Raw genomic sequence first — 18,696 nt, forward strand, 5'->3', positions numbered from 1 at the left:
GAGGGGCAGGGAGAGAACAACTGGCGGGAACCAATCGCCTATGCCAAACGCTGCTCCCTCGATGACACAAGAGGCTTCTCTCACTCTCGCCGCGCGAATTCTTGGCTATGCCGGGCTGCTCCCTCAGGGGATCGCGCTTGGTATGGTGCTTCATGGCGGTGAGGGGGCTTACGTCGCACTCGCAGGCGGGTTTGCTTATGCGGCGCTGATTTTCAGCTTTCTGGGCGGTGTATGGTGGGGGCAGGCTCTAGCGAAAGGCAATGCGGGTGCGGGCTCTTACCTGATGGCGGTGCTGCCCAGCCTGATTGGCCTCGCGCTGTTCCTGCCATGGACCTTTGGCTGGGAATGGCCGGGTCCGGCGCTGCTTTGTCTCGGCGTATTGATCGCGCTTAGCCCGCTGGTCGACCGCGCTCTCGGCTATGCCGCGCGCGATTTTCTGTCGCTGCGCTGGCAATTGTCGATCGGGCTGGGCGCGCTTACGTTCGTGCTGGGGTTGGCGGCTAACCGCATCGTTTAACCGCGAGGCCCAAATTCAGCCTAACACCGTATTACCGCCTATTGCGCGCGGGCGATTAACCTAAATTCCGACCAAATTTCAGTATTGGATGTCGTTAACAGAGGCCTATTCGGCGCTCATTTGAAGCTCAGCGTTAACCCTAAGTCGCAGCTAAGATTTCACCAACATCGCATAGTGGGGGTCGCATAGGAGACCAACTATGCGTCAGAAAATTATCTATGCCATGCCCGCTGCGGCAATGATGTTTGCGGCCACGCCAGCGATGGCTGGCGAGCGTGCGCAAGGCGGCTTTCGCGTCAGCGCGCAAGTGCCCGTTTCATGCAAGATTGAGCCTGGCGTGTTCAGCGCTCAGGACGACAATGAAGTGGTAACAGGCACTTTGTTTGAAGCGTGCAACACGAACCGCGGCTTCTCCGTGATCGCGACGCACCGCGAGTTGGCGGTAGGTGAGCGCGTTAGTGTCCAATATGGCCGCGACACCAGCGAACTGAACCCGGGCGGCTTCTCTTTTGTCGCGATGCGCTCAGGAGCGCGTTTTGGCCCAGTGCCAGTGACAATCCAAACGGGTGATATTGCGCAGCCAATCTCGATCAGCTTCTCGCTGACGGCTGTCTAACTTACCCAATCACGGTAAAATGCAAACGGCCAGCACCCACAGCGGGCGTTGGCCGTTTGCTTGTCTAGGTTTGGCGTTGGTCGCGCAACGCTGCTGGCGGTGCAATGCACCGCCAGATGAAAGTGCTGATTAGATCGCGCTAACTGACACTCTGACGCGGTCGGCATATTTGCCAGCTTCGGCAAAGAATGGATCCACCATCACCCGCAGCGGGTGCAGATCGCCCAGCGAATTTGTGTGCTCCACAAACTCGCGGCCGTTTGCGCCCATCAGATCCACCTTCTCGCCGCGCATCCGCAGCACATAGGGGATCTCATCGCGCCCTTGATGATGGCGCAGCACGCCTTGGTTTTCCGATCTGAATTCAACGCGGTAGGGCGAAGTGCTCCAAATCCGCAGACCAAAGGGGTCGGACCGCGAAAATGCATCGGGGTCCAGTGTCCCGAGATTGATACGCCGAACGCTGCCGCGTCCGCTGGCGCCGACAATGCGCAGGGCGACCGCGGATGGAATGTTGACCCGTACGGAGAGCTCCAAGGTATCAACCAGATCGCCATTTGCATCGCGCAGGGTGGCGACGAAATCGCGCGAATAGGTGCCCGCATCAAGGCCCCATTCGGTCGGGAAGCCCAGCTGAACGCGCACCGCGCGCCCATTGCGGCTGCCCGGGACGCCTCGCAGGAACAAATCGTTGTTGATCGGACCTGCGGTTGCATCGTCAGCCAGGACCTCAAGCCGCTGTCCGCCGGAGCTAAAGTTGAACTGGACAGGATCATCACCCGCCACGCTGTTGCGGCGAGCGATGCGCATGAACGCCTCGCAAGGACCGTTGCCAGCTGCGTTGCGAACCCGGATTTCAAAGTTTTCGCGGGCGCGTTCACCAGCGCCGATTTGAATGCCAGAGACGTTTACGTTCTCGGTTGTGTCCACAAACTCAGGGCGGCAGCCGCCATCTTGAGCGGAAACAGAGGCGCTCGCGCAAAGGGCGCCAGCAACAAAAATGGTGCGAAGAATGGTCATAATATGCTTCCTTATTCCTCGATCGCCGGGAGCTTAACGTCACCCAAGCGGAACAAACCGTCTGAGTCCTCCGGCACGGTAAACTCAAAGCTCGACGCGCCGTTGTCGTAAGTGACACGGTAGCTCTTGCCCGGTGCAAATCCGATCATGCCGAACCGGCCTGTAGAATTGGTGAAGAACTGCTTTTCTTCAAATTCATCATCATCCAGCGCGACAATCGTACCGGAGACGAGCGAAACGGGCTCTTCACCGCGATAGAGATTGCCAACGATGCTGACGAAGTAGTCATTACCGACCTCAAGCGTGTAGCCAGCCCGATATGGGGGATCCAAACGCACTGAGCCTTCTCCGATATCGTAGCCAATCGCGCCGCCTTCGACGTCATATTGTACCGTCTGGTCGGTGTAGGACGACAGGCGGCCCTGTAGCGCGCCGCCAAATACGCCGCTGTTCGCTTCGTATTCGTTGTCGGCCAAGGTGCGCCCGCTGATCACTTCGCCTTCGGCCAAGGTTTCGTGCGGGTGGAGAATTACAAAGGCATCGCGCACAGGGCGACCAATCGCGAACTCCTTGCCCGCAAAGGCGACGGAGGTGCCGACCTGCAAGCGGTAGCGTTGTTCTTGATCAAGGTTGCCGAAGTTATCGCCAGCGGTGAACGCCGAGAAGCGCGTGTCGAACCGATTTGCGGTGTAATCAAACGAAGCGTCTATGCGCGATTGGTTGGGGTCGGTTGTGACACCAACATCATAGCCGAACGCACCGACACGATTTTCGCTGCCTTTCGACAGGTTGGCGCGGAAGGTTTCAGAGCGGCTGCGATAATCGGCAAGCGCGCGTGTGCTCGGGCCAAAGACATAAGAGACAGCAACGCGTGTGCCCCATTCGCTGCCAAAGGCATCACCCGTCCCGTATTCCGCGCCGACTGTGACCTGCAAGCGGTCGCTGACGCGGTGGATGTAATCGACAAAGACGTTGGTTAGATCTTCCTGAGGTCCGGAGCGATGCGAATAGAGCGCGCCGGCCACCATCCGGCCGCGGTCGGTTAGGGTGCGGTTATAGTTTGCACTGACCGTTACCAGATCGAACGCCACCGGAATGAGGCTGGAAATGGTGGTAAAACCTTGACCAGTGTAATCTACATTGAGCGTAAAGCCGCTGCGGTTTGTGAAGCTGTTGCCGCCGGTAAAGCGATAGCTCGCCCGCGCCGCAAATCCCGTACCGCCATCTTCGCTAAAGCTCGCGGCCCCTTGCAAGTCGAAGAAGCCGGGAATGAATTGCGGCACGATGCTGCTTTCCACACCGAACAATTGCACGTCTTCAGAAATCTGAGCCGCGCCGCCCAGAACCAGATTGTCCGAAATGCCTTTGCGATAGAGCCCGGTTACGGCAAGATCATTGGTATAGTTCGGCTCAAAGGCGAGATCGCGGGCGATGAAACCTGCGGCGAAGGAATATTCCACTTCGCCTGCTTCCAAGTTGAGCGGTTGGAAAAAGTAGTCGAGGTTTACGAGCTGTTCGCGTCCGCCAGAATCGCGGATTCTCAGCTCAACGTCATTTGCCCCGAGCTGAACCGGAAGGCTGGCGAGGTCATAGGTGCCCGCATCCAGCTCTAACCGCTGAAACTGCTCTCCATTGATGACGACGTCGACCGTTGAGCGGTTGTCGAGGAAAATCTCGCCCGCGCCCAAACGAGCAGCGGGCAGAAATGGATCGAAGACACGGCGGCTCTTCTCAACGCTGACGCCGCCCAGGAATGGGGTGCGCAGCAGGCTGAGCGATTCCAAGCGCAGGTCACCTGCGGCAAAGCGGCGATATTTCTCGCGCTGATCATAGACAGCTCGAACGCCGCGGCGGAAAAACCGCATGCCATCGCCAAGTTGGTCTGAATAGGCCCCATCATATTCGACGACAATGTCGCCGATACGGGTTGCGCCATCGAAGAAGAATTCGGGTGTGAACTCGTCTTCCTCGGTGTCATATTCAAGATTGGTGTTGATGTTGAGATAAGTTGAGAATTTCTCTGGCTCGAGCAGCGTCAATTCTTCACGACTGCTTCTGGAATCTTGAGCAATCAAATCGCGCGTTTGCCGCAGAGTGCCATCAATCTGGACGATCGTGACCTCTAGCAGGTTCTGATTAAACGCGAGCTCAATACCCGCCTCGGCCAGCGGCTCTGGGCGGATATTCTCGCGGTTCGCGCTGTAGGTGTCGAACCGGCGCAAACCCTCTTCATTCAGGATCAGCGCAAGCTGCTCACGCAGCATGTCTGTGCCGATGAGGACGCTGCCATCGCGTTCAACTTTTACCGCGACATCGCCCAGCACTTGGCTGCCCGAGACGAGCGGGACATTGAATTCGAGAGAAGGGCGCTCTTCAACCGTTTCCACTTCAGGCTTGCGGTTGACGAATGTGATGCCCGACCGTGTTTGAACGGCGGGTTCATCATTCGCAGCAGCGGCCGGCAGAGATGGAGCATTTTGGCCAGCTTCATCATCAGCGGGATCCGCTGGCGCATTGTCCTGCGCATAGGCAGCGGTTGCGAGCGGAGCTTGCAAACACCAGGCGAGCGCAACCAGGCTCAAAGCCGGCGATTGCAGGGCTATCTTTGTGGGGCGCATCATGGCCTCACTGCTCTACTGGTGTGTCGATCTCGATCGTAACCGAGGCGGGATCGAGTTCGGCGTCCATCGGGACGAAGAACAAGCGATCTTTGCCCGGGGCGACCACACCTGCGCCGATAAATCTTGCGATTTGTTCGGGGGTGAATGTCGCTTCGAAGGGCTCGCCATCGGTGCGTGTGCCGGTCATTCGCCATGTGGAAAGACCTGCTAGGAAGTAGCGGTTGCCATCATTGCCAACGAGAACCTGCAGCCCCTTTTCCGCGCGTGTCGGCGGGGGAGCGTCAGGGTCGTCCTCAGTCTCAGTGGCTTCGGTGGTGGGAACTGTAATTGTTGCTGGAGGTGTGGCCGGAGTCGTGCCATTATTCTCAGCAGCGGTCAGGGCCGCATCGCGAGCGTCTTGCTCAGCTTCCAAAGCGGCTTGCGCTTCTGCGGCTTGCTGCGCTTCCAGCTCGTTGATCTCGCTCTGCAGCAGCGGGACTTCACGGGTGACCGAGCTAACTTCGCGGATAACGGGCTCAGAGCGTGCGCCCTCAGGGAACACGTTCATCAAAACATTGTAATTGATGACGACCTGGACTTGCGACTGGGCCTCCGCATCAATCTCAACCGGCAACTGCCGGATCGACATGTAGTAGATCTCTGACGTAGCAATATCGGGATCGCCGACATATTGAACGCGGAAAACCTGACGCGACTTGCTCTTCAGCAACACTTGGGTGGGGAACACCAGAAAATCTTCTTCAGCCGGGGTCAGGCTAAGCTCACCCTCGGTTGAGATGTCACCGCGCATCATCAAAACTTCGTAAGCGATGTCATTGTTGGAATCGCTCACCATTTCGATGCGCGTGACTGCGCCGCGGCCATCAGGCTCGAGGTCTGCGATCATCGGTGAAACGCGAGCGGCCATTGCGGCGCTAGGCGTTAGTAATAGAGCGAGCGCGCTGAAGGCTGCCCAAATCGGCCGAAACATGGAAAAATCCCCCTACAAGTCAGCAGTGCGCCCATGCACAGTGTCTTGGTATCCTCGAAACCGACCCTTATTTTTGTTATTGGACCTCAAATAGAGTCCAACTATCGCCTCGCGCAAGTGAATTAACTCTTAATCAAGAGCGGCCTGCCGGGGCTGTGTCTTTTGGGTTGAACCGTTGTGGTTTCTCACCCGGAGTTGAAACGGGGGAAAGGAACGAATTCCTCTCCCCCAATCTCATTTATAAGCGAAGTGTCGCTTAGATTGCGCCGAGTGTAACGGTCGCAACAGCAGCGTAGATGCCTGCCAGTGGACGTGGCGATTCTTGATCGTTCACGTTGATCACTGTGCGCAGAACTGCGCGGTTGTGAAATGCACCCACTTGAGCAACGGTGGTTGATGAACCGTCTACAGTGCGGTGATCAACAGTTGCGAAGTCGGTGTTGTCATCTGCGCGCAGACGAAGACGATACTGAAGTTCATCAGTGAAGTCGTCGGCGTCTGGACCGTCGTTGGTTTGCACGAAGTTCTGCATCGCGTCACCTTCGAGGGTGATCGAAGCTGGGTAGTTGCAGCTTGCCCAAATGCGCTGACGCTCAACGTAACGGTTGTTTGTCAGTGTAAGTGCGTCAGAGCCTGAATCTTCCTCAATGTCGAGGAAACCGAAAAATACGGTGTCAGGATCGTCAACGCTGCACTCAGCTTGTACGAATGCAAGGATGCCAAAATCATCAGAAGCGGTCGCTGATTGAGCGGCGGCAGGTGATGCGGCAAAAGCAGCGCCGAGTGCGCCAGCCATAAGTAGTTTCTTCATTTATCTTCCCCTCTAGAAAGTAACTAAGATCCCAAGTCATCAACGCCCTGATTATCTTATACTCGACGCGAATCGAGTGCGAACTTGGTAAAGAAGGTATTAACGCGTAATCGCTGATATGCAACGACTCATCCCAGCTTCTAAACAAGGATATCTGATTTTAAAGGATAAATTCATGTAACGTGACGGGGTTAACTGCGTTCTGTGTCAATTCGAAACAACGCAACACATGCGTCTTACCGTCATTTTTGCTCCTGCCGACGTTTTGCGCTTTTGGTTAACGGGGCCTCGCCCGATTCAGTCGTCAAGCGCGATCACTACTTGGGTATTTGCCGCAGGTTCGCAGGCTGATGAAGTGCAGCCCATTCGCGTTCAAACAGCCACCTGCATAGAAGACTGGTATTTCATCAGTGATATGAAAATGGTCGGGGAGAGAGGATTCGAACCTCCGACCCCCTGTACCCAAAACAGGTGCGCTACCTGGCTGCGCCACTCCCCGACCGGTCATCATCCCTCGCGGCTTAGGCTCCATCAAAAGAGCGCGCACAAGGCGATGTGAGGCGCGCCTATTAGGAGTGGTTTATCGCTATGGCAAGCGGGTTCCGCACCGGCAGTAAAAAGCGGTGGAAGAGAAGCCGGGGCAGCGGGTGACAAATGGAGCGGTGGCGCGCTAAGATCGCCCTCATGGCAATGCTTGAAAACGCTGAAACACATCCGTCTGAACTGCTAGGCCCAGGGGCGCCGGGCGCGCACCCGGAATGGCAATATCTCGACCTGATGCGGCGCATTTGGGAGACTGGCAGCGAGCGCACTGATCGCACGGGGATTGGCACACGCTCTATAATGGGCGCGCAATTGCGGTTTGATCTTGCGGATGGCGCCATGCCGTTGCTGACAACCAAAAGGGTCTATTGGAAGACCGCGACGCGCGAGATGCTGTGGTTCCTGACCGGCGAGACCAATATTCGCCCGCTGGTGCTGCAAGGGGTGAAGATCTGGAACGAATGGCCGCACGCCCACTACGTCAAGGCGACGGGCGAGGACATTGCACTTGATGATTTCGTCGCGCGGATTGCTGATGATGAAGAGTTTGCGAAGCGTTGGGGCGATCTTGGGCCTGTTTACGGGAAGCAATGGGTCGATTGGCCGACCTATCGTTATCGCAAGGATGGGCTCTATGAGAAAGGCGAGGGCATCAATCAAGTCGCGCAATTGATCGAAGGCCTGCGCACATCGCCCGGCAGCCGCCGTCACATTATCGAGGGCTGGAACGTGGCTGAGCTTGATCAGATGGCGCTGCCCCCGTGTCATAAGACCTATCAGTTCCACGTCGATGGCAGCGGGCCGGAGGCGAGGCTCAATTGCGTGCTGTACCAACGCAGCTGTGATGTCGCGCTGGGCCTGCCGTTTAATTTGTGGTCAGCGGCGCTGCTGCAGCGGATGATCGCGCAGCAAGTTGATATGCAGCCGGGTGAGCTCGTGTGGATGGGCGGGGACGTACACCTCTATCTCAATCACGAGGAATTGATCACCGAGCAACTGAGTCGCGAGCCGCAACCCCGGCCAAGCTTCACGATCACGCGCAAGCCTGAAACAATTTTCGATTACAAAATCGAGGATTTCCGGGTCGATGATTACGCGCCATTGCCTCCGATCAAGGCACCTGTTGCGGTGTAACGGCATTCGCTTGACCGCTCTGGCGCCTTGAAATAAAAATTCGCGCGAAAGCAATTATTGCAAGCCCATCGTCCGAGTGGGTGATCCAATTGGGAGAGCGCTGATATGGCCGAAAAGGCCTCAGGCAAGAGCGGCGATAGCCCGCAGACCGGCGACAATCGTCCGGCCTTGGCACTGCACGTGCCCGAACCACGATCGCGCCCCGGCGATCCGGTCAATTTCGCAGATGTAGATGTAGGCGCACCCGGCGATATGCCGCGCCCGGATGAAGGGTGCGCGCCCGGCGATATGAAGGATTTGGCCTATGGTCTGGTCCGCGTGCTGGGTGATGACAACAAGGCTCACGGGCCGTGGGATCCCAAGCTCTCGCCAGACACATTGCGCACCATGCTGGGCCACATGGCAATGGTCCGCGCCTTTGATGAGCGGATGTTCCGAGGGCAGCGTCAGGGTAAAACCTCGTTTTATATGAAGTGCACCGGCGAGGAGGCGACCAGCGTCTCTGCTGGCATGGCGCTTGCCAGCGATGACATGGTGTTCCCAAGCTATCGCCAGCAAGGCATTCTGATCGCGCGCGGCTATCCCCTGATCGAGATGATCAATCAGATCTACTCGAACAAGGGTGACAAGCTGAAGGGCCGCCAGCTGCCGATCATGTATTCCAGCCGCGAGCACAGTTTTTTCAGCATCTCCGGCAACCTCGCGACCCAGACGCCTCAGGCCGTTGGCTGGGCCATGGCGAGTGCGATTAAGGGCGACAGCCGGATCGCCGCGACATGGGTGGGTGAGGGCTCTACCGCAGAGGGGGATTTCCACAGCGCCTGCACCTTTGCGACCGTTTATAATGCACCGGTTATCCTCAATGTTATCAACAACCAGTGGGCGATCAGCAGCTTCTCCGGTTTCGCCGGGTCTGAGCGGACGACATTTGCAGCGCGCGCTCTCGGATATGGCCTCGCTGGGCTGCGCGTAGATGGCAACGATGCACTGGCATGTTTCGCCGCGCAGCAATGGGCCGCGAACCGCGCCCGGGCGAACCAAGGCCCGACCTTGATTGAGTACTTCACCTACCGCGCGGAGGGGCATTCCACCTCGGATGACCCATCGGGCTATCGCAGCGCTCAGGAACGCGAGGAATGGCCGCTGGGTGATCCCGTCATGCGCCTGAAAAACCACATGATCGCAATTGGCGAGTGGGATGAGGAGCGCCAAGAGGCGATGGATCTCAAATGCGCCGAGGAAGTGAAGGCCGCGACCAAGGAAGCGGAAAAGAATGGCATTCTGGGCCACGGCCTCCACCACCCATTCAAGACGATGTTCGAAGACGTGTTTGAAGAGCTGCCATGGCACCTTAAAGAACAGGCTGCTCAGGCGACCCGTGAGCGTGAGATCAAATGGCCCGATCAGCATCCCAAAGATGGAGCCGGCAAATGAGCGCGCATGACGTGAAAAACGCCGCCGCTACCGAGCAGGGGCAGGGCCAGGACGAACGCCGGATCAATATGATCGAGGCGATCAACGAAGCGCTCGACATCATGCTGGAACGTGATCCGGACACCATCGTGATGGGCGAGGACGTCGGTTATTTCGGCGGCGTGTTCCGCGCGACGGCTGGCTTGCAGGAAAAGCACGGCAAGACCCGCGTGTTCGACACGCCAATCTCTGAATGCGGCATCATTGGTGTCGCGGTGGGTATGGGCGCTTACGGTTTGCGCCCGATCCCGGAAATCCAGTTTGCGGACTATATCTATCCCGGCCTTGATCAGCTGATCTCTGAGGCGGCGCGGCTGCGCTATCGCTCGGCCACCGATTACATCGCGCCGATGACGGTCCGCTCTCCGTTCGGCGGCGGGATTTTCGGCGGGCAGACACACAGCCAATCGCCAGAGGCTTTGTTCACCCATGTGGCGGGCCTCAAAACGGTAATCCCGGCGACGCCATATGATGCCAAGGGTCTGCTGATCGCTTCCATCGAAGACAATGACCCGGTGATCTTCTTTGAGCCGAAGCGGATTTACAACGGCCCGTTCACTGGCTTTTACGACAAGCCGGTTGAGCCGTGGAAGCGCCACAAGGATAGCGTAGTGCCAGAAGGGTACTACAAGATCCCGCTCGGCAAAGCGCGCCAGGTAACCGAGGGCGAACAGCTAACCGTGCTGGCTTACGGCACGATGGTGCATGTGGCCGAGGCGGTTTGCGCCGACAAAGGCGTGGAGGCCGATATCCTAGACCTGCGCACGCTGATGCCGCTCGACATTGAAGCCATAGAGGCTTCCGTGAAACGCACCGGGCGCTGCCTGATCGTGCACGAGGCGACCCGTACTAGCGGCTTTGGCGCGGAGCTCTCTGCGCTGGTGACCGAGCGCTGCTTCTATCATCTGGAGGCGCCGGTTGAGCGCGTCACTGGATTTGACACACCCTATCCGCACAGCCTCGAATGGGCTTATTTCCCTGGCCCGGTTCGCATTGGCGAAGCGATCGACAAGATTTTGAAGGACTGACCTCAGATGGCAAAGTTCACATTCAACATGCCCGACGTGGGTGAAGGCGTGGCCGAGGCCGAGATCGTCGAATGGCAGGTCAAGGTCGGTGATCGTATCGAAGAAGATCAGCACATCGTCGATGTGATGACCGACAAGGCCACGATCGACATTGAAAGCCCGGTGACCGGCACCGTGACCGAAGTCGCAGGCGAGGCTGGCGATATCGTCGCGGTTGGCGCGATGTTGCTGGTTGTTGAGGTTGAGGGCGAAGTGGAGGAAGAGCCACAGCAAGAGACTTCACAAGCCGTTCCCGAGCCTGAAGTCGCGGAAGAAGAGCCTTCTCCTCCTCCTGCCGCTCGTGCTGAGCCTGTCGAAGCACTGTCTTCCTCTTCAACCGAACCCAAGCAAAAGAAGGACAGCCCTTCGGAGTCGAAGACGGCGCCTAGCGCCACCAGCTCAGGGCAAGCGGACGCTAAAGTCCTCGCGACTCCAGCGGTGCGCAAGCGCGCGCGCGATCTCGGCATTGATCTGGGCGAGGTGAAGCCTGCCGCCGATGGCCGCATTCGCCACGCCGATCTCGACGCCTTTCTGTCGTACAATGCAGGCGGCGGCTTTGCCCCGGCAGGCACCCCGCGCAGTGACGAGCCGATCAAGGTCATCGGCCTGCGTAAGCGGATCGCGCAAAATATGGCCGCGTCCAAGCGCCACATCCCGCACTTCTCATACGTCGAAGAAGTCGATGTGACGGAGCTGGAGCGGATGCGCGCGGATCTGAACGCCAATCGCGGTAATAAGCCAAAGCTGACGATGCTGCCGCTGCTGATCAGTGCATTCTGCAAGCTGATCCCGGATTATCCGATGATCAATGCGCGCTATGATGACGAGGCGAATGTCGTCACCCGTCATGGCGCGATCCACCTCGGCATGGCCGCGCAAACCGACAGCGGCCTGATGGTGCCGGTGATCAAAGATGCACAGTCGAAAAATATCTGGCAGCTTGCCCGTGAAATCGGCCGCTTGGCGGAGGCTGCGCGCGACGGCTCGGCCACTTCGGCGGAGCTGTCAGGCTCGACCCTGACGGTCACATCGCTCGGCCCGTTGGGCGGGGTGGCGACCACGCCGGTCATCAATCGGCCAGAGGTTGCGATCATTGGCCCTAACCGCATTATCGAGCGGCCAATGTATGTCACCGGCCCGGATGGCACGGAGCGAATCGAGAAGCGCAAGCTGATGAATATCTCGATTTCCTGCGATCACAGGGTGGTTGATGGCTATGATGCAGCGAGCTTTATTCAGGACGTGAAAAAGCTGGTTGAGACGCCAGTTTTGCTGCTGACGGAATAAAGTTTTCAAAATGGCAAAAAATGACCGTCAGAGCCGTTGACAGTCAGATCAGTGGGGCCTAATGGCCCTGCTCCCAAGCGGTGCAAACCCACATTATGCGGGTGTAGCTCAGTTGGTTAGAGCGCCGGCCTGTCACGCCGGAGGTCGCGAGTTCAAGTCTCGTCACTCGCGCCACTTGGGACCTCTTTCGAAAAGCTGATTAGTGAGGATCCGTCGGGCTACCCGGCGCGGTCTAGTCAGCGATGAAGGGTGAGCTGATATCGCCGCCAAGCAATAGATCGTAATTGAGCTCCATCATCCGCATAGTCACGGCGCTTTGCGAAGCGATAAAGGCGCGTTTTCTGCGCTGATAAAGCTTGGTTAGCGCTGCATCGTACAAATCCATCTGTTGTTTGAACGGTGAGCGTGCGATCCGGCGGCGTTCCCTGACGGGAAAGACATCAGCTGATGGAATGATGCCACGGATCATCATCATACGCACAATACCCCCGCCCTCGAGGAAAGCTTGCTCCGGGACTTCGTAGCCAAGAGCCGTGAATTGCGGATTTCCTCGTCGAGAGACCAAGTATACCATCAGGACGCTTTTTTGCCCGTTTCGAACGGTCGGCACCATTGCCAGGCGCGATTGTCGGCCATCATATTCTGTCCACGCGCGCAGGCTGCGAAACACTGGTTTGCCAGTCATCTTGATATCTGTCGCACCGACCATATCCTGAAAGGCTCCTTGGAAGGTCGTGATATTAGATTGGGGAGCGGTCACCCCATAATATCCACGCGGAGCAAGTGGGTCGCTGATATTGGGCGAATAAGTGATGGGCTTGGTAAAAGGCCATTTGAGCATCTCACTTTGGTCGGTCGGCAGGGCATAATTCCCGCGTGGCCGGGCGACCCGTTTAGCGCTTGGCTGCGCGGCGGCGGTGCGCGTCGGCCTGCTGTTTGATGCTGTTCGCGCCGAGCTTCGTGGCCGCGCGGTTTGCTGCCCTGGAACCCAGCCAGGCCGATCAGCGGCGGCGATGGAGGAACGGAAGTTTGAGACACTGCCCACGCGGCGCAGCAGCTTGTCGATATTCGCCGGGTCATCCAGCAGCACGACGAGACGGCGCGATACACCCCGGTTGGATAAGGTCGCGGCAAATGCCTTCCTACCCTGCGGCGTACTCGCATAACCTGTGATCTTCGGCATACGCTGATTGGAGACATCCTCAGAGACGATCTCCTCAACCGCAAAGGGCATGGCAGCCAGCGCTTGCTCTATCACCACCTCTGATGCGCTGTCGGGCATGCCGGCTAGGTTGGAGCCATTCTTCTGGTCGATCTCCCACAGCAGCAGGACCAGCACTTTGCTGTCGCTGCGCTCGCTGGAATAGAATGCGCCGTAATCCGTTGCTTCGCGGGTCCAGCCGGTTTGCGCGGCGGCCGGCGCGGCAAGCCCCAAAGAGATTGCACCAAGAAAAGCCCAAGTGGTCGCACGCCGCATTATCGTTTCCTTCCAAATGTTTGGGAAAGAATGACTGGGCCGCGCTGTTCTATCAAGCCTCGCTGTGCTCAGCGCGGATCACTTGGCACGGGTACAGCCTCGCTTCGTCGCATCCCGCGCTCTTACCCACGCCAAAGCGTTGCTGAGCATCTGCCGATAGATCGGATCGTCATAGCTGGTGTGATTGTGGCCGATGGCGGAATAGAACGCGCGGCCCTCTCCTAGGCAGCTGGTCCAGGCGATCGGGTGGCCTTCTGGCCCGCCGCCCATGCGCAAGTCTTGTACTGGGCCGTACTGGTAGTTTTCCGGGCTGTAGCTGTCTTCGTCGAGACCCAACAACGGGACCGCATCGCCTAGCTCAGCGCTGTCAAAGCTGTACCATTCGTCATTGTGCATCCATTCCGCAGGAATGCCGTCCATAACGGGATGGTCGACCGCGAGATTCACGACGCGCGCCTCCTGAAATTGTGGGCCAGCCGGGTGACCGATGAACTCCGGCCCGATCACCTGATCGTCGTACCAGCTCCAATCGCCATGTGAGTTGTCGCCAGAGCCGTGCAGTGCGATCAGCGCACCCCCTGCTTCCAGCCAATTGCGGAAAGCCTGCTCTTGCTCGGGCGAAAGCGCGTCACCGGTCATATTGTTGAACACGACGACTTCAAACCGCGCCAATTGCTCGGGGTTAAAGACCGTGGCGTTTTCGGTCGTGAACAGACCCATCCCGGTGTAGCCGGCCGTTTCGGCAAAGAACCGGTCTGCGCCCGCGATCCCTTCATTGTGCCGCCAGCCGCGCGTCTTGGAAAACACCAGCACGGCAGGCTGCGGCATATGTTCGGTGATTTCGGGAGGAGCACTGTCATAGGGCGCAGCGACCTCATCAGTCTGAGCGGCGGAGGGTGCGCAGGCAGCGAGCACAAGAACGAGGGGCGTGATAATCCATTTCATGCGCCCACTGTATCAGCGCATCCCCGCGCGGCAAGGCGCGGCGCTGGAGCTATTCCAGCAATACTAGTCTTGAGGCGGGGCCGGCGGGCTCCAGCTGCCGGTTTCCATCCAGATCAGGAAGCGTTTGAGCGGCAGCAACCAGACGACACCGAGAAAAATGTAGACGATTGTCTGGACCCATCCGGGCCAAGTGCTGATCGTGGTCGGCGCGAAATGGGCGATCACGAAGCCGTAGGCGATCAGCGCGATAAACAGGCCGATAATGCCTGCTGGAATTCGCCAGGTTGGTTCTTCGCGCATCGTCTTACAATCCGTAGGCTCGAGTGGGGGTGATGATCGCATCGAGGGCCATGTCATGCGGCTCGACCGGCAGGGCCTCGCACAGCTGGACATCCCATGCCAGCCCAATGGCCAAGCGGCCCGGATGTTCCGATAGCCAGCGATCATAATGCCCGCCGCCTTGGCCCAGACGCTCGCCGTTTTCGGTAAAGCCGATTAGCGGGACGAACACGACGTCGGGAATGATGGGCGCTGCATCCGCGCGCGGTTGGGCCACGCCGAACGGACCGTCCTCGAGCAGGTCATCAATGTAAGGATCTGCATACGTCGCGAAGGTCATCTCGCTGTCCCGCGCGTCAAACCGGGGCAGGGCGATGGAGCGGCCCTGCTCGTGAAAGAACTTGGCATAGCCCGCCGCCGGGGCCTCATCTGCGCTGGCGGCGTAAAGGCCAATGCTGGCGGTCTCGCTGATCCTCGAGAGCAGCGCGCCCGGCGGACGGCTGAATAAGAGCGCTTTGATCGCCTCTGGCTGGGCGAGCACATGCTCGCGGCGCGCCTTGCGGAGCGCTTTGCGCAGTTCGGTTTTGCTCAGCAAAGTCACACTACCTCAATCTGTCCAATCGGCCCGCAGGGCCGCAAGCCCGACTGGGCGCCCGCAGCGATGCGATCATCGATCGCGATGAGCGAGGAAGTCGCGGCGCGGATGCGCTGCGAAAAACAAGTAGCGGGACCACCATGGGCCGGACCAGGAGAAATCCTCTGACGCGAAAACGTCAGGTGGGCGCCGTATGCCCAAATCCCACGGCCGAACCGGTGGACTCAGGCAGGGACAGCTCCCGATGGATTGCTTATAGCCTCAGGGATATTCAGTCGGCTCGCGCCGGGCAGCCCCGCCGACCTCTAATTAGGGTGCGCAGGGGCCATCCTCAAGCGAAATGTCTGTAAGGTGCCTCGTTCGCCCAGCGCTTAAGCTGCGGAGCCTTCCAGCGCCTCGGCAAAGCTCTCTGCCTTGGCCGCCAGTTCTTCCAGCCGTCCAGCGATCACATCTTCGCCAAACATATCGCGCTGATCGGCGGCTTCTTTCGCCTCTTTCAGCTGTTCGGAAAGCGATTTTGCTTCCTCGCGGGCGGATTGAAGCTCTTTGCTCAGGCTTTCCAGCTCGTCGTTGAGGCTCGATTGTGCCGAGCGCAGTTCTTCCAGTTCCGCTGCGTTTTCAGCGTTTGCGGTATCATCAACGCTTGGTGCTGCCGCAGCCGCAGCCGGCGCGCCGCTTTTTCCGCTGGCCTCGTGCACCTCATCCGCCAGCATTAGCGATGCGAACAGAAAGTTCTGTGCATCCTGCGGGGTCCGGGCGCCGCCCATAGCGTTGAATTTGGCATCAATCATGCCGCCCAGCATTTCGATGTGGGCTTCTTCGCCATCGGCGCAGGCGACCTGATAGGAGCGGCCACCGATTTGCAATGTAACGGTACTCATTCTTCCAGCTCCGCAATCACGCCGTCCAGTTCGCGCAGGGTATCGGCCACTTCTTCACGCAGTTTCTCGTGGCTGTTGACCAGCGCCATCACGCGGGCAGAGTTCGCGGCCTCTTCCTCGCTAGGCTTATCGTCGGGGGTGGGGGCTGGTGGATTGGCCGCGCGCGCCGCATCCATACGGCGAAGCGCATTTTCAATCCGTCCAATCGCCTCATCAATTCGTGCTTCACTCATGGGCTGAGCGTTTACCAAGAAAGATTAGGCGCTGCAAAGCCTTGGTGATTGCTGTTGATAAGTGTTGGTAGCGGAGCGTGCAGAAACCGGGCTGGGCGGATTGTACGGGGTTAGCATGGGGCCTGCGCTTGACCTCACTATGCGCCTCGGCAAAGGCTTCTCCAACACCGAATCGCTGCACAATCGCGCCGCTTCGGATGCATATTCAGCTGGCACCAGGAGCCCACCCGAGCATGACGACTGAACCCGCCCGCTTGCAGCAGATGGCGAACGCCATTCGCGCCCTTTCGATGGATGCGGTTCAGGCCGCCAATTCAGGCCACCCGGGAATGCCAATGGGCATGGCGGACGTCGCCAGCGTCCTTTATTCGGGACACGTCAAATTCGACCCTGCGCGCCCCGATTGGTCCGACCGTGACCGGTTCGTATTGAGTGCGGGCCACGGCTCGATGATGATCTACTCGCTGCTGCATCTCACCGGATATGCCGCGCCGACGATGGATGACATCCGCAATTTCCGCCAGCTGGGCAGCCCATGCGCGGGCCACCCGGAAAATTTCCTGCTCGAAGGTGTGGAGTGCACCACCGGGCCATTGGGCCAGGGCCTGGCGATGGCCGTCGGTATGGCGATGGCAGAGCGGCATTTGAACGCGACCTTTGGCGATGACCTAGTCGATCACCGCACCTGGGTGATCGCAGGCGACGGCTGCCTGATGGAAGGGATCAACCACGAGGCGATTGGCCTTGCCGGGCACCTTCACCTTGGCCGCTTGATCGTGCTGTGGGACGATAACAACATCACCATTGATGGATCAGCGGATCTGTCGACCAGCGAAGATATCAAGGCCCGCTACGAAGCGACAGGCTGGCACGTTGTCAGCTGTGATGGCCACGACTTTGCCGATATTGAGCGCGCTATTTCAGAGGCGGAGGCCGATGGCCGCCCATCGCTGGTCGCTTGTAAGACAGTGATCGGTAAGGGTGCCCCGACCAAGCAGGGCACCTCAGCCACGCACGGTGCGCCGCTGGGTCCAGACGAGATTGCCGGTGCGCGCGAAGCGTTGGGTTGGCCGCATGAGCCATTCACCGTGCCTGCTGAGATCCTAGAGGACTGGCGCGCCACCGCCGATATGGGCCGCGAGGCGCATGGCGCCTGGCAAACGCGCCTCAACGCTTCTGAGCAAAAGGAAGAGTTTGAGCGCCGTATGGCAGGCGATCTGCCGGATACTTTCGGTCTCGATGACTATATCCAAGGCTTGATTAAAGAGCCCGTCAGCGTCGCGACCCGCAAGGCGAGCGAAATGGCGCTGGCTGAGATCAATCCGGTTCTGCCCGACACCATCGGCGGCAGCGCCGATCTAACTGGGTCAAACAACACCAAGGCCGGCGGGATCGAAGCGTTTTCGGCCGACGATTATTCTGGCCGCTATGTCTATTACGGCATTCGCGAGTTCGGCATGGCCGCCGCGATGAATGGCATGGCGCTGCATGGCGGGGTCATCCCATACGGCGGCACATTCCTGGTGTTCACCGACTATGCCCGAGGCGCGATCCGCCTGTCTGCTCTGCAGCAGGCCCGCGCGATTTATGTGATGACGCACGACAGCATCGGGCTGGGTGAAGATGGACCGACGCACCAACCGATTGAGCATGTTGCCTCGCTGCGCGCGATGCCCAATGTGCTGGTGATGCGCCCATGCGATGCGGTGGAAACGGCAGAATGTTGGAAAACCGCGCTGGAGCAGTCGGATCGCCCGACCATTCTGGCGCTCACCCGCCAAGGCCTGCCTCAGCAGCGCCTGACAGATGCCGGTGAGAACCTGTCGGCGCGCGGCGGATACCGGACCAAGGCTGCGGGCGCAGACCGCAAGGTTGTGATTTACGCGACTGGCTCTGAAGTCAGCCTGGCCGCTGAATGCGCCGCCGAGCTGGAAGCTCAGGGCATTGGCACGGACGTTGTCTCCATGGTCTGCACCGAACTGTTCGACGAGCAGGACGAGGCCTACCGCGCCGACATTCTGGCGACGGGCGAAGACGTACTGCGCGTTTCAATCGAGGCGGGCACAACCTTTGGCTGGCAGAAATACACTGGCATTGGCGCAGACGCGCTCAACATCGGTATCGACACATTCGGGGGCTCTGCCCCGGCGAAGGATCTGTTTGCGCATTTCGGCCTGACCGCCGAAGCCATCCTTCCGAAAATCCACAACAAATTAAACGGTTAAGT

General features: G+C 58.8%; 17 protein-coding genes and 2 tRNA genes. 8 read left to right on the forward strand and 11 right to left on the reverse strand.

What is annotated here, in order from left to right; translation table 11 throughout:
* The first annotated feature begins 61 nt into the window (after positions 1-61).
* Both AC0V6V_RS00215 and AC0V6V_RS00220 read left to right on the forward strand, forming a co-directional pair.
* On the forward strand, positions 62-517 hold the full coding sequence (locus AC0V6V_RS00215; RefSeq protein WP_486163503.1) for a DUF3429 domain-containing protein: 456 nt from the start codon (positions 62-64) through the stop codon (positions 515-517).
* Positions 518-716: 199 nt separating this feature from the next.
* Positions 717-1,133 carry a hypothetical protein gene (locus AC0V6V_RS00220; RefSeq protein ID WP_486163504.1) on the forward strand — a complete coding sequence of 139 codons (417 nt, stop codon included), beginning with the start codon at positions 717-719 and terminating at the stop codon, positions 1,131-1,133.
* Between the two features lie 129 nt (positions 1,134-1,262).
* Here AC0V6V_RS00220 and AC0V6V_RS00225 read toward each other — a convergent pair whose 3' ends face one another.
* The 5 genes from AC0V6V_RS00225 to AC0V6V_RS00245 form a co-directional block, all read right to left on the reverse strand.
* Positions 1,263-2,153, reverse strand: a complete 891-nt coding sequence (locus AC0V6V_RS00225) for a hypothetical protein (RefSeq protein WP_486166122.1) — start codon at positions 2,151-2,153, stop codon at positions 1,263-1,265.
* An 11-nt stretch (positions 2,154-2,164) separates the two neighbouring features.
* Positions 2,165-4,774, reverse strand: a complete 2,610-nt coding sequence (locus tag AC0V6V_RS00230; protein ID WP_486166123.1) for a fimbria/pilus outer membrane usher protein — start codon at positions 4,772-4,774, stop codon at positions 2,165-2,167.
* A 4-nt stretch (positions 4,775-4,778) separates the two neighbouring features.
* The gene (locus AC0V6V_RS00235) at positions 4,779-5,744 is read right to left on the reverse strand and encodes a fimbrial biogenesis chaperone (RefSeq protein WP_486166124.1); all 966 of its coding nucleotides are present in this window, start codon (positions 5,742-5,744) and stop codon (positions 4,779-4,781) included.
* 256 nt (positions 5,745-6,000) lie between these two features.
* Positions 6,001-6,555 (reverse strand): hypothetical protein, encoded by a 555-nt coding sequence (locus AC0V6V_RS00240; protein ID WP_486163509.1) that lies wholly within the window; start codon positions 6,553-6,555, stop codon positions 6,001-6,003.
* A 422-nt stretch (positions 6,556-6,977) separates the two neighbouring features.
* A tRNA-Pro gene (locus AC0V6V_RS00245) sits at positions 6,978-7,054 on the reverse strand.
* Between the two features lie 191 nt (positions 7,055-7,245).
* Here AC0V6V_RS00245 and thyA point away from each other — a divergent pair.
* The 5 genes from thyA (at position 7,246) to AC0V6V_RS00270 (ending at position 12,233) form a co-directional block, all read left to right on the forward strand.
* Positions 7,246-8,232, forward strand: a complete 987-nt coding sequence (thyA, locus tag AC0V6V_RS00250) for a thymidylate synthase (RefSeq protein WP_486166017.1) — start codon at positions 7,246-7,248, stop codon at positions 8,230-8,232.
* 105 nt (positions 8,233-8,337) lie between these two features.
* Positions 8,338-9,666 carry a thiamine pyrophosphate-dependent enzyme gene (locus AC0V6V_RS00255; RefSeq protein WP_486163510.1) on the forward strand — a complete coding sequence of 443 codons (1,329 nt, stop codon included), beginning with the start codon at positions 8,338-8,340 and terminating at the stop codon, positions 9,664-9,666.
* Positions 9,663-10,733, forward strand: coding sequence for an alpha-ketoacid dehydrogenase subunit beta (locus AC0V6V_RS00260; RefSeq protein WP_486163511.1), 1,071 nt, complete (start codon positions 9,663-9,665; stop codon positions 10,731-10,733). The genes AC0V6V_RS00255 and AC0V6V_RS00260 overlap by 4 nt, the downstream gene beginning before the upstream one ends.
* 6 nt (positions 10,734-10,739) lie before the next feature.
* Positions 10,740-12,059 (forward strand): dihydrolipoamide acetyltransferase family protein, encoded by a 1,320-nt coding sequence (locus AC0V6V_RS00265; RefSeq protein WP_486166125.1) that lies wholly within the window; start codon positions 10,740-10,742, stop codon positions 12,057-12,059.
* Between the two features lie 97 nt (positions 12,060-12,156).
* Positions 12,157-12,233 (forward strand) — tRNA-Asp (locus AC0V6V_RS00270).
* 58 nt (positions 12,234-12,291) lie between these two features.
* Here the strand turns inward: AC0V6V_RS00270 and AC0V6V_RS00275 are convergent.
* The 6 genes from AC0V6V_RS00275 to AC0V6V_RS00300 form a co-directional block, all read right to left on the reverse strand.
* Positions 12,292-13,536 carry a hypothetical protein gene (locus AC0V6V_RS00275; protein ID WP_486163513.1) on the reverse strand — a complete coding sequence of 415 codons (1,245 nt, stop codon included), beginning with the start codon at positions 13,534-13,536 and terminating at the stop codon, positions 12,292-12,294.
* Positions 13,537-13,614: 78 nt separating this feature from the next.
* The gene (locus tag AC0V6V_RS00280; protein WP_486163514.1) at positions 13,615-14,481 is read right to left on the reverse strand and encodes a ThuA domain-containing protein; all 867 of its coding nucleotides are present in this window, start codon (positions 14,479-14,481) and stop codon (positions 13,615-13,617) included.
* Positions 14,482-14,544: 63 nt separating this feature from the next.
* Positions 14,545-14,781 carry a DUF2842 domain-containing protein gene (locus AC0V6V_RS00285; RefSeq protein ID WP_486163515.1) on the reverse strand — a complete coding sequence of 79 codons (237 nt, stop codon included), beginning with the start codon at positions 14,779-14,781 and terminating at the stop codon, positions 14,545-14,547.
* A 4-nt stretch (positions 14,782-14,785) separates the two neighbouring features.
* Positions 14,786-15,355 (reverse strand): 5-formyltetrahydrofolate cyclo-ligase, encoded by a 570-nt coding sequence (locus tag AC0V6V_RS00290; protein ID WP_486163516.1) that lies wholly within the window; start codon positions 15,353-15,355, stop codon positions 14,786-14,788.
* Positions 15,356-15,726: 371 nt separating this feature from the next.
* A complete protein-coding gene (locus AC0V6V_RS00295; protein WP_486163517.1) occupies positions 15,727-16,236 on the reverse strand; it encodes a cell division protein ZapA in 510 nt (169 codons plus the stop codon).
* Entirely contained in the window at positions 16,233-16,469 is a 237-nt protein-coding gene (locus tag AC0V6V_RS00300) for a hypothetical protein (RefSeq protein WP_486163518.1), read from the reverse strand. The genes AC0V6V_RS00295 and AC0V6V_RS00300 overlap by 4 nt, the downstream gene beginning before the upstream one ends.
* 233 nt (positions 16,470-16,702) lie before the next feature.
* Between AC0V6V_RS00300 and tkt the strand changes: the two genes are divergently transcribed.
* Positions 16,703-18,694: a transketolase gene (gene tkt, locus AC0V6V_RS00305; protein ID WP_486163520.1), complete on the forward strand. Its 1,992-nt coding sequence runs from the start codon at positions 16,703-16,705 to the stop codon at positions 18,692-18,694.
* The last annotated feature ends 2 nt before the right edge of the window (positions 18,695-18,696 follow it).

It is taken from the genome of Erythrobacter sp. S249, from assembly GCF_057364975.1.